Origin of the sequence: Brevibacillus brevis (genome assembly GCF_900637055.1) — a bacterium.
Classification (GTDB): domain Bacteria; phylum Bacillota; class Bacilli; order Brevibacillales; family Brevibacillaceae; genus Brevibacillus; species Brevibacillus brevis.
Genome location: NZ_LR134338.1, coordinates 1,804,017 through 1,818,996 on the forward strand (window position 1 = coordinate 1,804,017; position 14,980 = coordinate 1,818,996).

A 14,980-nucleotide genomic window follows, 5' to 3' on the forward strand; every position below is an offset into this window, starting at 1 on the left:
CAGCATTATTGTTGCCCTTTATTCTAACAGATTAGCTTGAAAAAAGTAAGTAACGAAAAGTTGGAATGACACTTTGTCAATGGCTGAGAAGCCAAGCCCGTTTTCATGGACAAATGTTTCCCTATAAGGTGTCCACACATACACTAATCGCGAAAGAAAAGAAGCAAAGAGGGTGTTACGATGCTTCCAAAACGGGTAATCGGCATTTTAACCTGGCGGGAGGGTGTACGCTTTGAGGAACCAGATTATTTGCGAAGGCTGGTTCAAACAGGGCAAAAGCTAGGCGCACAAATCTACCTGTTTTCGCATCAGGATGTCAATGTTCCCGCAAGAAAGATCAAGGGCTTCATCCCCAAACCAAACGGGGGCTGGATGAGCAAATCGTTCCCTTGGCCAAAAGTTGTCATTGATCGGTACCGACGCAGGGTAAAGGAGTATATCCGGCTGCGAAATAGCGATCTGTTTTTCTTTGCAAACAGTCCGTTCAGTAAGAAATGGAGAGTGACGAATCTGCTCGCTTCCGATGAACGCGTCAAACGTTGGATTCCGGAGACGCATGTTTACGAAAAAGGCTTGGTCCGCAACATGCTCGCACGCCATGGGCTCGTCTATGTCAAGCCAGGCAATGGCACAGGGGGAAGAAGCATCCTCAGAGTGAAGAGCAGCGGTAAGGAGTATAGCCTCTCTGGACGTGACAAAAAGCATAACCATCGCGTGGCTCGGATTGGCACGGTGGAAGGCGTGGAAAGATGGGTCAAAACGTGGGTGGAGGAACAGCGCATTCGCGATGGCAATTTCCTGGTTCAGCAAGGTTTGGACTTAGGACTGCTGCGCAAGCATGTCGTCGATGTACGGGTATTGATTCAAAAGGACGAGCGTGGGGAATGGGTGGTGACAGGCTGTGCAGTACGTATGGGGGAGAACGGCAGTGCTACTTCCAATTTGCACGGGGGAGGCAGAGCGATTCCCTTTGAATGGTTTATGTTCAAGCGATTTGGAGAGGAGCGGGGGGAGCTGATCAAACAGGAATGTCATCAGCTTGCTCTCGATGTAGCAAACACGCTCGAGGATTATTTCGGTCGCATGATGGAATTCGGATTGGACATTGGGGTGGATGTGGACGGACGTGCGTGGTTAATCGAAGTGAATCCCAAGCCGGGGAGAGAGGTTTTTCGCCAGATGGGTGACATGGCGCTATACAAAAAGGCGATAGCTCGTCCCGTTCAATTTGCGCTGTATTTGGCCCGGAACCAGGCTCGTTTTTTGTCTCTTTGAACACAGGTGGAGAACCGACGCTGATGACCCATTCTCCTACTTTTGTATGAGAGGAGTTGCCTAGTGGCAGCGGGTATAGCTTGCAGTCTGCATCAATTTTGATGACGGCGTAATCCCGGACTCGATCGGCTATAATGCGGTTGGCTTCAAACACTCTACCGTTATATAGCTTCACGAAAATATTTTTGGATTTGCCGATGACATGCTCGCTCGTCAAGATATACCCTTTCGGATGAAAAAGAAATCCGGAGCCAAAGCTTCGTTCCATGGGTGGAGAATTATCTTCATGATCAATGAGGCTGCGAATTAACGAATCCACGTCTTTGGAATGGGGAGCATCCTCGGTCACGATGGAGACTACTCCCTCTTGAACTCGCTCGACAATGGGAACGAAGAAATTAAATGGGTGCAGACTGCTGCTGCTCACAGGGTACTTTACCCGCGTATATTGGGACCATTTTTTACTTTTCACCGATCTCTCCCCCTACAGCAGATAGGTATGTATCATCCTATGGGGAGCGGAGAGGGAAGGGACGCCCAATTTCTAGTCGAGTGTATGGATATATCATTAATTTTGATTGATATAATAAAGAAATAGCATTGGTATAATTATTTAAATCCATTTATAATAACATGTAGTTAAAGAATATTTTGAACATAAAGGCTAAGTCCTAGCCGCTAGAGAGAGAAAAAGAACGGTAACGGAGGATGCGAAGAGATGGATGTTAAAACGATCATACTGGGTTTCTTGAGCTATGGGGGAAATGAGTGGCTACGATATTAAGCAAGCGTTTACAAACAGTATTGGATTCTTTTATGACGCTAGCTTTGGTGCTATTTATCCAGCATTGCGCAAACTGGAGGAAGAAGGCTTCGTGACGAAGCAAGAAATCATTCAGTCTGGCAAGCCGAACAAGATTTTGTACCGTATTACAGAAGCCGGAAAACAATCTTTCCGTCAAGAAATCCAGACGCCTATCTTGCCGCCAGTATTGCGTTCAGACATGCTGGTTAAGATTTTCTTCGGCAAGAGCCGCACGATCGACGAACAAAAGGATTTGCTAGAGGGCTGTTTGGATACACAACGTCAATTGCTTCAACAAAGTAAGGCCTCTTATAAAAAGCTGGAAGTGAATTTTGACGAATATCAACGTTTTTGCTGGGAGTATACCATTCATCATCTGGAGTCAACGATTTCCTTTATGGAACAAAAGATGACTTCCTTGTTGAAACAACCAGCTTATTCCGTTTAGCCACATAAAGCGAAGGGCTCATGTCTTGTGAACAATGAGCCCTTCGCTTATTTTCATTTATTTAAGGTTTTCTGGATTGAGGCATTCGAGCTCTGGTACAACGAAACGTCCGTCTTTGCGGATCAGACGATCGTCAAACCAAATTTCCCCACCGCCCCATTCAGGACGTTGAATCATAACCAAGTCCCAGTGAATGGAGGATTTGTTTCCGTTAAACGCTTCATCGTAGGCCTGTCCTGGTGTGAAGTGGAAGCTTCCATCGATTTTTTCGTCGAAGAGGATGTCTTTCATCGGGTTTTGGATGTATGGATTCACGCCAATCGCGAATTCCCCAACGAATCTGGCACCTTCATCAGTATCAAAGATTTCATTGATCTTCTCTGTATCGTTTGCAGTTGCCTCGACGATTTTGCCATCCTTGAAGGTCAGCTTGATATTGTCGTATGTAAAGCCTTGGTAAGGAGATGGCGTGTTGTACGCGATCGTGCCGTTGACGGAATCACGGACAGGAGCAGTGAATACTTCTCCGTCAGGGATGTTGGCTTCACCTGCACATTTGATTGCCGGAATATCTTTGATGGAGAAGGTCAGATCAGTGCCTGGCCCTACGATACGCACCTTGTCGGTTTTCTCCATCAGCTCGACCAGACTGTCCATGGCTTTATCCATTTTGCCGTAATCCAGTGTGCACACTTTGAAATAGAAATCTTCGAAAGCGGCGGTGCTCATATTAGCCAACTGAGCCATAGATGCATTTGGATAGCGAAGCACGACCCATTTGGTATGCGGTACGCGAATATCCAGTACAGGACGCGCTAGCAGCTTGGAGTGCAGCTGCATTTTGTCTCCAGGCACATCAGAGAGCTCACTAATGTTGTCGCCGCCGCGGATGCCAATGTAGCAATCCATTTGCTTCATGAAAGCCACATCTGCTTCACGCATGATACCCAATTGTGTTTCGTTGGCACCCATCAAGAGTTCGCGCTGAACGGATTGGTCGATCAGTTGGACAAACGGATTTCCCCCAGCTTCGTATACTTTTGCAATTACGGCTTTTGTCAGATCGGTAACGTTCCCAATGGAGTAAATTAAAACGTTTTCACCAGGCTTGACAGTCACCGAATAGTTGACGAGGACGTCAGCCAGCTTTTCAATTCGTGGATCTTTCATAGGAAGGGGATCCCTCGCTTTCCATATCATTCTTTTCCATTGTACACAACTCAAACAGAAAAAAGCTACCCACTGACGAGGGTAGCTTACGGAGGAAACGCGCTTGAAGGATTCGGTACTTCATGTATATGCAACGACCTGCTGAATATGGCTATATCTTCGGGGAAGAAAGATTAGTCGCAGCTGCACCCGATAATAACCAGCAGGATGAAAAGAATCAAAACCAGAGTGAAGCCGTCGAATTCTCCATTAAAGATGCCGCTCATCGAATAAACATCCTCCTCATATGTGTGTTAAGCCTCATGTGCTTACATCTACAACATATGGGTGATCGCATAGGACCGAACCGGGCATCCGCCCATTTTTGAGAAAATTGTTTTGATAATCTCTCGTTTTTCATACTCTTGCATTTCTCGATGTTTATTATTCTGAAAAGCAGGAAAAGCTAGAGGATACCAAAAGACTTTGCAAGTATGAAAGGATGTTTATGTGATGCAAAGATCATTATCAAGCCTACAGCATGATCTGGTCCAAATTACGATTAATGTTGGAGAAGACTTTAAATCCATTGTGTGGAAAGCGCAGTACGACATGGACTTCAATACAGAGTGTCTCTTTTGTTTCTCCGAGCAAATTACTGGCTACCGTGTAGAAGATGAAGAAGGAAAAGCGGGGAAAGTCGCTGTTTGTCCGCATTGTGAAAAAGTAAACGCTATCTACGCGTGAGATTGAAGTTTGATCGAAAAAGAAAGACGATGCTACTTGCTGGCATCGTCTTTTTCTTTCAAGTTTTAGTAAGGTACCGATGTGCCAACAAAGCTGGTGAGAAGAAAAAGCACAGGGCTCGTAGACCTTGACAACGCCTACCCAGTCGGAACTTCCAAAAGGGGACCACGCTTGTCGAACACTTCTTCCTTGAGAAACATCCGCCCGTAGGGTGGCTTTGGCTCGACGGTCCCCTTTTGGAAATGGAGACGGACAGTCAATCCCCCATGCAGGCGTGTCAGAGTCGAAGAGAACTGTGCTTTTTCTTCTCCTCCACCATGTTGACTCAAACCAAAAGGACTTTCAGTCCCCTCTCAAATAGTCTTTCTAGTCTATATCTGACTCTATATCCACCAAGTACCACCTGCTCTTTAGCAGGATTGAAAGGAGGACCCTCGAATAGTATGAGAGACATACATAAGCAGATAGGTAGGGGTGAACATTTTGCAAAAGAGATGCAGCCGCTGCGGGAACGAAATGGAGATCGAGCTGCGCAACGTCGTGTACCGGAAACGAGTGAAAATCATGAATGTACCTGTACACGTCTGTGTGGACGAAAACTGTGACCATTCCCAAGTGGTAGATGTGATTAAGGATGATTTGAAGTCACTCATGGAGGAACTGGGCCAACATCCGCAGCGCCAGGCAATCGAATTCGAAGAAATGTCAGAGTTATCCAACTTATTGGTATTGATTGCTAATGAGAAGGTGAATTCGACCGTAAGAGAATTACTTGGTGAAAAAGTCAACGAGCTATTGGATCTGTTTTTGTTGGCGCAGTCCCTTGGCGATGAAAAATGGATGCTGGAGCTACGCGAACGTCTAACGAAAATTATGGTGTAAGGATAAAGAGATGCCTGGAAGATAGGTATCTCTTTTTTCATTTCTCCACTGCACCGCAAATGTAGACTTTGCTGCTTGGACTTATGTATACTGATAGGCACATAAGATAAGGAGAGATGAATCATGTCACAAAAACAGCTTCACTCCATAGAAGAACTGGATGAGTTCGTAGCGAAAAATGGGAAAAAGCTTTTGTTTAAGCATAGCACAATCTGCCCAATCAGTACGTCCGCTTATGAAGAGTTTCAGGCGTATTTGCAGGACAATCAAGTGGAATCTGCGGTCATTCTGGTACGGGAGGATCGTCCTGTTTCCAACGCCGTAGCGGATCGTTTTGCCATCAAGCACGAATCTCCGCAAATCTTTTTGCTGGAAGACGGCGAAGTAAAATGGCACACATCTCACTGGAAAATTACAAAGGACGCGATTGGCCAGGCGCTCAACGCGTAATCAAAAAGCCGGGACACCCTATAAGCGAGGTGAATCCGGCTTTTTGCATGGAGAAAAAGAGCACTGGAGAGTCTATTCCCAGAATAGCTCCAGCTTGTCTCCACTTTTCAATTCTGTCTGGAAGTTGGCTTGTTCGCCGTTGACGAGCATGACGAATCCGGAAATACTCTCACGATCGGGCTTTTCCAAGGAAACGTCCACGAAACGGAAGACGTCGCTAAACACAGGTGTAGACGCAGGTGAGGATTTTACCGTGATGTCGGCACCTTCACTCACGGGATCGGAGGCATTCGCCGCTTTTCCGTCTACCGTAATTGTTACCTGCGCGACAGGCAAAACGATCCGTTCACCATTGAAGTGGACGGTCATTGTCTCTTGTACCCATTCTTCCAAGGGGATGACATCTTGTATGGAAGGGGCGGGCACTTCATCCTGCCGATATACGAGGACATCACCTTGTCGGACGATATCTGTCAAGGCTGCTGGTCTTCCATTCAGCTCGATCACCTCGATACGGGACGGAATCGAATAATCTTGCCCATTCACAGAAAAACGCAAGCCTGATTCCACTGACGTTTTCAGTTCTGCGAGCTCCAGTACTTCATAGACAGTGCGGGGAAGGCGGATGTCCACCTCGGCACGATCAGCGATCAACGTATCGAGAGTGGCAACTGCTCCGTTAACATGTACAACAGGACCGAGCGAGTAGGGACGGTCATTGCAGATCACCTCAAGCGTGTCCAGCTCATCGAATAAATCTTTGGCAAACACATGTGCATCATCGCCATTTGTACCGGCTACTACGGTGATTTGGTCCCCGTCATTGATTGGCGTGTCGAGACTGACGCCCTCTCCGTTGCGCTCTATCACCGGAGCCGTCCCATGACCACCTGGAATCATTTTCATCCGTCCATTTACGGTGACTGTCATCGCCAATCCGGGGCGCCCATACAGACGGCGGATATCCAATCCGGACGCAATGAGCGCATCACCCAATGTCATTTTACGCAAATCGAAAATGCGCACAGGAGCGTCATTGACCGTAACCGTCACATACCGCAATGGATGACGACGTGCAGCAACAGCAATACCCACTGGCGTTACGAACTCAGGTCCGCTGAGCGCAGGATTGTCTCCAACGTACTGTTTGATCGCATCACCGCCTCTAACGGCAACACGGGCGGCAGGAATATTCAAGACTTGAGCGACTTTTCCGGTAAGCCCAGGCGTGAGGCTGCCGCCGCCAATCAGCATGACCGCTTGCGGAGCTTTTCCATTGAGCTCCAATATTTTGAAGGCAATTTTATCGGCGAGTTGCTGGATGTCTGCTTCAATCGCACTTGTTACCTCAGCAGCGCTCATCGTATGCTCCATGCCGAGAATGTCTGTGAAGGTGACGGACTCCTCGGTGGATAAGAGACGCTTCACTTCTTCTGCCATCGGAAAATCCATGAGAAAGGCGTTCATGAGCGCATCCGTGATTTCATCGCCTGCAACAGGCACCATGCCGTAGGCAGTAATCGCCCCTTCTTCAGTCAGCGCTACGTCAGAAGTACCTGCCCCGATGTCCACCAATGCGATATTCAGTCGGCGCATGGTTACAGGAATCAGGACATTAATAGCCGCAATAGGCTCGAGCGTCAATGCCTGCATTTCCAGATCGCATCGTTTCAGAGCCGCGATCAGCGAGTCGACAACTACGCGTGGAAGGAAGGTTGCGATCACATCTGCGCTTGCTATGTCACCCCGCTGGTCAATCAGACTCCCGATCAGCTCTCCATCCAGATGGTAGTTGACGACGCTGTAACCCACGCAATAATAGCGGGTGACGTCTTGATCCTTTAGCTCTTGGGCTAATGCGGCTTGGGCCTCCTGTACAGCGGAAAACTCCAAAGCGACAACATCTTCACGCGAGATGAAGGCATGTCTGGCTAACGGCATGTCCACACGAACACGGCGGGTGCGCAATGACCGACCGGCAGCAGCGACCGCTACCTGATGCAGTTTGCCATATTTTCCTTCCAGCTCTTCTTTTATTTGCTGAATCACCTTAGCTACGGCGACAATATCGTGAATTTGCCCATCGAGCATGGAGCGTTCATCGTGCTCTCGAATTGCGCAGTCCAATACGCGGTACTTCTCGCCGGTCGTTTCCACGATCAGGCCGACGACGCTGCGCGTTCCAATATCTAATGAAAAAATAAGCTCAGGGGCTGTGATGTCAGACAAAAGTAGGTCACTCCTTGTAAGAGGTTGTTCAAAAAGTCTTTACAATACTTATCGGTGATTTTGGACTGTATCGGAAAGGAACAATCACTTTTTGCTAGAACATATATCCAAACCTATTCGATTTGAAAGGGAAAGAATCCTGTCGAATCAAGGAATCTTCTTCGGTTTGACGAATAATTGGAAAAGATAAAAAAACAGAAAAAATTTACTTTCGCGCTTTTTGGCGCTAAACTGCTGACAAGGGTGTTTGAATCGATTATAATTACCCTAATTTATCGATAAATCCCTATAAAGAAAGAGGAGAGTGGAGAGAGATGGCACACGATCAAATCGAAACGATGCGCAAGCAGATAGACGAGATCAATCTGCAAATTCTGGAATTGATCAACAAACGGGCTACCTTGGTTCAAGAGCTCGGCAAAGAAAAAGAAAAACAGGGCAGCAACCGTTTTGACCCAGAGCGCGAGCGCCAAATGCTCAATCTGCTCGTTGAAAACAATAAAGGTCCTTTCAATGACAATGCGATTCGTCATTTGTTCAAACAAATTTTCCAAGTTTCATTAGATCTGCAAGACGACGATAAGAAAAAAGTACTCCTCGTTAGCCGTAAGAAAAAGGCAGAGGATACTGTTATCACGGTAAAAGGCGTAGAGTTCGGAGGAAAAAATCCGATTCTCATCGCAGGTCCTTGCTCCGTGGAAAGCTACGAGCAAGTAAGAGCAGTAGCAGAAAACCACGCAAAACGCGGACTGCGTACACTGCGCGGCGGTGCGTACAAGCCTCGTACTTCGCCATACGACTTCCAAGGTCTGGGTGAAGAGGGCTTGCAAATCCTCAAGCGTATCGGGGATGAATTCAACCTCGTGACGATCAGTGAAATCGTGACGCCAGCAGATCTTGAGATGGCGACGAAATACATCGATGTCATCCAAATCGGAGCACGCAATATGCAAAACTTCGAGCTGCTGAAGGCGGCAGGTCGTGTAAACAAGCCAATCCTCTTGAAGCGTGGCCTCTCTGCTACGATTGAAGAGTTCATCTACGCGGCAGAGTACATCCTGTCCGAAGGTAACACACAAGTCATGCTGTGCGAGCGTGGAATCCGCACGTATGAAAAAGCGACACGCAATACGCTCGATATTTCTGCCGTACCACTCCTCAAGCAAGAAACGCACTTGCCAGTGTTTGTAGACGTGACGCACTCTACAGGCCGTCGTGATCTGCTCTTGCCTTGCGCGAAAGCAGGTTTCGCAGTCGGTTCTGATGGAATCATGGTAGAGGTTCACCCAGATCCAGATGTGGCACTGTCTGATGCGAAGCAACAGCTGAACATTCCACAGTTCAACGAGTTCGTTGATGAACTGCTCGCTTCTGGCCTGTACAAAGGCGAGATTGTGGCAACGAGAGCATAAGAATACCTTTCGGGTACGTTTTGAGGGTCCTTCCTGCGCGCGGGAGGACCTTTCTTATTTGACGAACCATTGGCGACCAAGTAAGCTAGAACTACGTGCTGATATTGGTGAAGGAGGATAGACCATATGGAAGACAACCATCAATGCTGCTCGACTGATCGGTCCACCGAAAGGCCGGATAAAATCAAGTCTAATCTCATCTCCCGTCTCAATCGGGTAGAGGGACAAGTTCGCGGAATTCGCGGAATGGTAGAGAAGGATGTCTACTGCGACGACATTCTCAATCAAATTGCAGCTGTGCAATCTGCACTGAATGCGGTTGGGAAAATGCTCCTCGAAGGACATATGAAAAGCTGTGTGATGGATCGCATTCAGCAGGGTGACCATGAAGTGATTGATGAGCTGTTGAAAACGATGAACAAACTCATGAAGTAACGGGTGCGAAAGCCGTCAAAAACGATTGCAACGGCATACGGCTTGTCGTATCATAGGTGCATATATTTATGAAAACGCTTATGAAAACCAAAAAATAGGGAAATGAGGGTGCATGATGCCGGTTACTATATACGACGTAGCAAGAGAAGCGGGGGTGTCGATGGCGACAGTTTCCCGCGTAGTCAACGGGAATCCCAACGTAAAGCCTTTGACCCGAAAAAAGGTATTGGCTGCGATTGAGCGCTTGGGATATCGACCAAATGCGGTTGCTCGTGGACTCGCCAGCAAAAAAACGACAACAGTTGGTGTCATCATCCCGGATATCTCCAGTTTGTTTTTCTCCGAATTGGCGCGGGGGATTGAAGATATCGCCACCATGTACAAATACAACATCATCCTGTGTAACTCTGACCAACGGATGGAAAAGGAATTGCAGCTCATTAATACCTTGCTCGAAAAACAGGTGGACGGGCTTCTGTTCCTGGGCGCAGAAATCAAAGAAGATCATTTGCAGGCATTGACTAGCACGTCTGTACCGACTGTACTCGCCGCGACTCGCGATGCAGACAACGTACTGCCGTCGGTTAGCATTGACCACTTCCAAGCCGCATACGATGCGACGGAAGCATTGGTTGCGCGCGGGCACAAGCGCATTGCGATGATCGCGGGTCCTGCAAACGATCCATTGGCAGGGTTGATGCGCTATGAAGGCTATAAAAAGGCGCTGAAAGATGCAGGTATCGAGCTGGATGAAGAGCTGATTGCAACAGGCAACTACTTTTATGAATCTGGCTTGTCCACTACAAAAGCGTTTCTGGCCCTTAAAAATCCGCCTACGGCGATTTTCGCAGCAAATGATGAGATGGCTATTGGCGCGATCCACGCCATTCAAGATTCTGGTCTGAACGTGCCAGGTGACATCGAAGTCATTGGTCACGATAATATTCGTCTGGTCGAAATGGTACGTCCGCGACTGACTTCTGTCGTACAGCCAATGTATGATATTGGTGCGGTGGCGATGCGCCTGTTGACCAAGTACATGAATAACGAGAATGTCGAAGAGCATGTCGTGCTGTTGCCGCATCGAATTGAGTATCGGGAGAGCACAAAGCCGTAAGCAAGCTTAAGCGAATTGGGACGTAGGCAATTGACAGCAAGAGGGGGATGGGAAATGCGTTACGGAATTATCGGCGCGATGGATGAAGAAATCGCGCTTTACTTGGAAGCGATGCAAGAGACGACTACTGCCACCAAAGCAGGCATTACCTATTACACGGGTAAAATGGAAGGCAAGGATGTCGTGCTGTGCAAATCAGGTGTCGGCAAGGTGAATGCTGCCGTGACGACACAAATCCTCATCGATTCATTCCAAGTGGAGCGTGTCATTTTCACAGGTGTGGCAGGAGCTGTTCATCCTGAATTAAATATTGGTGACATTGTGGTTTCAACGGATTGTATCCAACATGATATTGATGTGACACCGCTTGGCTTTGAACCAGGACAGATTCCGTTTACAGAGCAATGGACTTGGCAAGCGGATGCGGGGCTGATGCAGCAAGCGATCGATGCGGGCAAGGAGCTGGAAGCGGGAGTTCAAGTAGTGAGCGGGCGTATCTTGTCCGGCGACCAGTTCGTTGCCAGTCGGGAAAAGGTGCAATGGCTGTATGAACAGTTTGCAGCACACTGTACCGAAATGGAAGGGGCATCTGTTGGACAAGTATGTGCGATGAATGGTGTACCGTTTGTCGTTGTACGTTCCATGTCGGATAAAGCGGACGGCTCCGCGCATGTAAACTTCGTGGAATTTACCAAGCTGGCTTCCCAGCGCTCCTACGCGATTGTCCGTAACATGCTGACAGCTTCTCAAGCATCGACAGCTGCGGGAGTAATCGTCTACTCGACGAAAAACTGTGTGGATTGCGACATGGTTAAGAATTGGCTGACAGCAAAAGGTGTTTCCTTTGAAGTGCGCGATGTCATGACGAGCCGTGCTTATCAAGAGGAAGTGGAGCGCTTTGGCTTCATGGGTGTCCCTGTAACAGTGGTAGGAGATAAAGCGGTAAAAGGCTTTGCACCCTCTGAGCTGGAAGAGCTTGTGAACTAGCGTTTTGGAATAGTGAAAGCGTGCTGACCAGTACCCAAAGGTACAAGGGCTGCACGCTTTTTTTATTGGAAAGTATAAGATTTTGCCATCTGACTACTGTGGTGGGAAAGTAGTAGTTGTGACATTATGAAAGAAAACATTCACGATGTCGTATTTGATGTTGTGAAGATCGTCCCTCAGTTTATGCTGGTAAGGATGATCGAGGATGATCTTAGAAGGTACCGATAAACCAACAAAGCTGGTGAAAAGAAAAAGTACAGGGCTCGCAGACCTTGACAGCGCCTACTCAGTCGGAACTTCAAAAAGAGGACCACGGTTGTCGAACTCTTCTTCTTTGAGGAACTTCCGCCCGTAGGGTGGCTTTGGCTCGACGGTCCTCTTTTTGAAGTGGAGACGGGCAGTGAATCACCCATGCTGGTGTGTCAGAGTCGAAGAGAACTGTGCTTTTTCTACTCTTCCACTATGTTGACTCAAACCAGAAGGACCTTCATTGTTTCTCTAATGGTCTTTCTTACTTCTTGGAGCCAATTGGTGCGTACAGCATCGCACGTTCTAGCGTAAGCCGATTTTTTTCCGTGATCTCTGCTCGTCGTGGGATTATTGGGAATGGTTCGTCAAAAAGCCGAGGCGGCAAGGGCAAATCCGTCTCTGGTTGCCAGCGGTTGAGCCAGGCTTCGGGAAGATCACCGTCCACAAGAGGCTGATCGCTCATCTCACTCCATACCAACGTCCACGCCCGTGGCACCACCCGCCAAATATCGTAGCCCCCGCCGCCTACAGCAATCCAGCGACCGTTACAATATTCATGAGCAAGACGGTGAGCAAGACGAGGAATCGCTTGATAAATCTTCATCGAGCAAGACAAATGGGTGAGGGGATCGTACGCATGAGCGTCACAGCCATTTTGTGTCAGGATGACATCAGGCTTGAAGCCAGCCGCTAGCTTTGACACCAGCTCCTCATACACTTCCAGAAAAGAATCGTCTTCCGTGAAGGCATCGAGCGGAACGTTGACAGAATAACCGTAACCGCTTCCATCTCCACGTTCAGACAAATTGCCTGTTCCCGGGAAGAGATACTTCCCCGTTTCGTGAATGGATACAGTCAGTACATGAGGGTCATCGTAAAAAGCCCACTGTACCCCATCTCCATGATGGGCATCTGTGTCGATATACAGCACGCGTGCATTCCAGTTTTTACGCAAATAAGCGATCGCGACGGAGCAATCATTGTAGATACAAAATCCAGAGGCGCGTCCACGAAAGGCATGGTGCAATCCTCCGGCGGGATTGAAGGCGTGTTCTGCCTGTCCACTCATAACCGCGTCCACTGCGTTTAACGTACCTCCAACGATCAGCGAGGACGCTTCATGCATGTTCGAAAAACAGGGAACATCCTCTGTTCCCAAGCCATAACTGGCTGCCTGCGGAAGCTCGTGTTCACTATGGCCCTGATCGCGAACAAATTGGATATAACGTGGGTCATGCACCAGGGCGAGTTCTTCATCTGTCGCCGGTCGGGGAGTCAGGATGTCTGAGTCTTTGAGTATTCCGTAACTGCTCATCAGATCGTGTGTGAGGAGCAGACGACGCTGGTTGAACGGATGATCATCATGAAAATAATATTGCGTGTAGTCTGGAGAGTAGATCAGACGAGCATTTCGGCTCACTGGAATATCCCTCCTTCCCTAGGGCCGATTACGGAAAAGCCTTTTTCAAGGAGCAATTGCGTCACGATACGAGGATCAATTGTCTGTACCCGAAAAACAAGGTTCTTTTTTGCGGGCTGTTTCCCAGGAAAGACCACGACGCTCGTGACATTTACTTGTGCATCGCGAAAGACTTGACTGACTTCTGCCAGCATGCCAACGCGGTCATCCACTTCGACTTCGATATGGGAGCTAGGTTTGTTAACACCGAACAGTTCGATCAAGCTAGAGAAAAGATCCGATTCTGTGATCAATCCTACGAGCCGATTCCCTTCGACGATGGGTAGTGAGCCGATTTTGTGCTCGTATAGTTGGAGGGCTGCGTCTTCGATGAAATCCAGAGGGTGGGCAGTGATGACTTGTTGGTTCATGATATTGGCTACAGGCTTGTGCAGGACGGTGTCGTCATCGTCATGCGTCAGCAGGCGAGAGGGGAGAGCGTCTCGCAGGTCACGGTCCGAGACAATACCTACGAGTGAGTCGTTTTCAACGACAGGCAAATGCCTGATTCTGTTTGCGCGGAGGAGAAGAAGCGCCTCTCCGATGGTAGTGGATGGCTGGATCGTGACAATTTTTTTCCGCATAATCTCTTCAATACGCATAAGAGTGACCTCCTGGAATCAAAAGGCATCCAAACTAGTAAAGAAAACGATTTTGAAACCGCATAGCATCAAAGGCAACGACTGTTTCTGGTGGTACACGCTTGCCGATTTTTGCCATGAGACAGTTGGCGGGATGTGAGCATATTTCCGGATCGTCTGTCGCCATCCAGCTCAGTCCTGCGCTGCCCATGACCTTTTCCATGACCTTTCTGTATTGCCATACATCGAGTCCTGTTCCTTTCAAATCCCAATGCCAGTAATACTCGGTAGTAATAATGACGTAGTCTTCCATGGCGTCGTCCAAGAAGGCGACTTCCAGCAGCTTTTTGCCTACGCCACCCGCCCTCACTTTATGACTGATTTCAATCGCCCCCAGCTCCAGCAAATCGGGCAGTTGGGCTTGTGACCATCGCTCCAGTGGATCGGGGTGCAGAAAGGTCACGTAGCCGAGGACAAGGTCGCCTTCGCGAGCAATAATAATGCGCCCTTCAGGCAAATCAGCGATTTCGATGAGAGCTTCATGCTGCTGTTCAGGGATACGAAAAGCTTTCAGCCCCTCATCAAAGCGTAATGAGGCCAGATGACTTCCTGTAATCGGTCCTTCGACGAGCAGCTCCCTGTTGTTCACCATTAGACTCAATGAATGATAGCGTTTGACGTGCTCCATCAGTTCCCCCCCTTACGTTTGTAGAAAAACAGAGATGGCGTCTAACCATCTCTGTCGGTTGTCATTC

At 48.3% G+C, this 14,980-nt stretch carries 15 protein-coding genes and 1 pseudogene; 9 read left to right on the top strand and 7 right to left on the bottom strand.

The window, feature by feature from the left end; genetic code table 11:
* Positions 1–180: 180 nt before the first annotated feature.
* The gene (locus tag EL268_RS09210; RefSeq protein ID WP_106654562.1) at positions 181–1,275 is read left to right on the top strand and encodes a YheC/YheD family endospore coat-associated protein; all 1,095 of its coding nucleotides are present in this window, start codon (positions 181–183) and stop codon (positions 1,273–1,275) included.
* A 64-nt stretch (positions 1,276–1,339) separates the two neighbouring features.
* Here EL268_RS09210 and EL268_RS33250 read toward each other — a convergent pair.
* Positions 1,340–1,543: pseudogene (locus tag EL268_RS33250) on the bottom strand (trypsin-like peptidase domain-containing protein); the annotation flags it as partial.
* 496 nt (positions 1,544–2,039) lie between these two features.
* Here EL268_RS33250 and EL268_RS09220 point away from each other — a divergent pair.
* Complete coding sequence (locus EL268_RS09220; protein ID WP_232030364.1) at positions 2,040–2,528, top strand: PadR family transcriptional regulator; 489 nt, start codon at positions 2,040–2,042, stop codon at positions 2,526–2,528.
* A 57-nt stretch (positions 2,529–2,585) separates the two neighbouring features.
* Here EL268_RS09220 and EL268_RS09225 read toward each other — a convergent pair whose 3' ends face one another.
* Entirely contained in the window at positions 2,586–3,698 is a 1,113-nt protein-coding gene (locus EL268_RS09225; protein WP_015892417.1) for an aminopeptidase, read from the bottom strand.
* A 173-nt stretch (positions 3,699–3,871) separates the two neighbouring features.
* Positions 3,872–3,964: a YjcZ family sporulation protein gene (locus tag EL268_RS09230; RefSeq protein ID WP_017250455.1), complete on the bottom strand. Its 93-nt coding sequence runs from the start codon at positions 3,962–3,964 to the stop codon at positions 3,872–3,874.
* A gap of 226 nt (positions 3,965–4,190) precedes the next feature.
* Between EL268_RS09230 and EL268_RS09235 the strand changes: the two genes are divergently transcribed.
* The 3 genes from EL268_RS09235 to ytxJ all read left to right on the top strand — a co-directional run bounded on the left by EL268_RS09235 (position 4,191) and on the right by ytxJ (position 5,756).
* Positions 4,191–4,424: a hypothetical protein gene (locus tag EL268_RS09235; RefSeq protein ID WP_106654563.1), complete on the top strand. Its 234-nt coding sequence runs from the start codon at positions 4,191–4,193 to the stop codon at positions 4,422–4,424.
* A 483-nt stretch (positions 4,425–4,907) separates the two neighbouring features.
* Complete coding sequence (locus EL268_RS09245; protein ID WP_106654565.1) at positions 4,908–5,306, top strand: hypothetical protein; 399 nt, start codon at positions 4,908–4,910, stop codon at positions 5,304–5,306.
* 123 nt (positions 5,307–5,429) lie between these two features.
* Entirely contained in the window at positions 5,430–5,756 is a 327-nt protein-coding gene (ytxJ, locus tag EL268_RS09250; RefSeq protein WP_106654566.1) for a bacillithiol system redox-active protein YtxJ, read from the top strand.
* A 72-nt stretch (positions 5,757–5,828) separates the two neighbouring features.
* On the opposite strand, the gene EL268_RS09255 is transcribed toward ytxJ, so the two are convergent.
* Complete coding sequence (locus tag EL268_RS09255; RefSeq protein WP_106654567.1) at positions 5,829–7,985, bottom strand: cell division protein FtsA; 2,157 nt, start codon at positions 7,983–7,985, stop codon at positions 5,829–5,831.
* Positions 7,986–8,299: 314 nt separating this feature from the next.
* Between EL268_RS09255 and EL268_RS09260 the strand changes: the two genes are divergently transcribed.
* From EL268_RS09260 to EL268_RS09275, 4 genes are all read left to right on the top strand, one after another.
* Complete coding sequence (locus EL268_RS09260; RefSeq protein WP_047071919.1) at positions 8,300–9,397, top strand: bifunctional 3-deoxy-7-phosphoheptulonate synthase/chorismate mutase; 1,098 nt, start codon at positions 8,300–8,302, stop codon at positions 9,395–9,397.
* Positions 9,398–9,523: 126 nt separating this feature from the next.
* Entirely contained in the window at positions 9,524–9,832 is a 309-nt protein-coding gene (locus EL268_RS09265) for a metal-sensitive transcriptional regulator (protein WP_007720961.1), read from the top strand.
* A gap of 115 nt (positions 9,833–9,947) precedes the next feature.
* Positions 9,948–10,949 (top strand): catabolite control protein A, encoded by a 1,002-nt coding sequence (ccpA, locus tag EL268_RS09270; protein WP_106654568.1) that lies wholly within the window; start codon positions 9,948–9,950, stop codon positions 10,947–10,949.
* Positions 10,950–11,003: 54 nt separating this feature from the next.
* Positions 11,004–11,936, top strand: coding sequence for a 5'-methylthioadenosine/adenosylhomocysteine nucleosidase (locus tag EL268_RS09275; protein ID WP_106654569.1), 933 nt, complete (start codon positions 11,004–11,006; stop codon positions 11,934–11,936).
* 511 nt (positions 11,937–12,447) lie between these two features.
* Here the strand turns inward: EL268_RS09275 and EL268_RS09285 are convergent.
* From EL268_RS09285 to EL268_RS09295, 3 genes are read right to left on the bottom strand one after another with little or no spacing between them, the layout of a single operon-like run.
* Positions 12,448–13,605 (bottom strand): acetoin utilization protein AcuC, encoded by a 1,158-nt coding sequence (locus EL268_RS09285; protein WP_106654570.1) that lies wholly within the window; start codon positions 13,603–13,605, stop codon positions 12,448–12,450.
* Positions 13,602–14,246 (bottom strand): CBS and ACT domain-containing protein, encoded by a 645-nt coding sequence (locus EL268_RS09290; RefSeq protein WP_106654571.1) that lies wholly within the window; start codon positions 14,244–14,246, stop codon positions 13,602–13,604. Before EL268_RS09290 ends, EL268_RS09285 begins: the two co-directional genes overlap by 4 nt.
* 34 nt (positions 14,247–14,280) lie before the next feature.
* On the bottom strand, positions 14,281–14,913 hold the full coding sequence (locus EL268_RS09295) for an N-acetyltransferase (RefSeq protein ID WP_106654572.1): 633 nt from the start codon (positions 14,911–14,913) through the stop codon (positions 14,281–14,283).
* Positions 14,914–14,980: the final 67 nt, after the last annotated feature.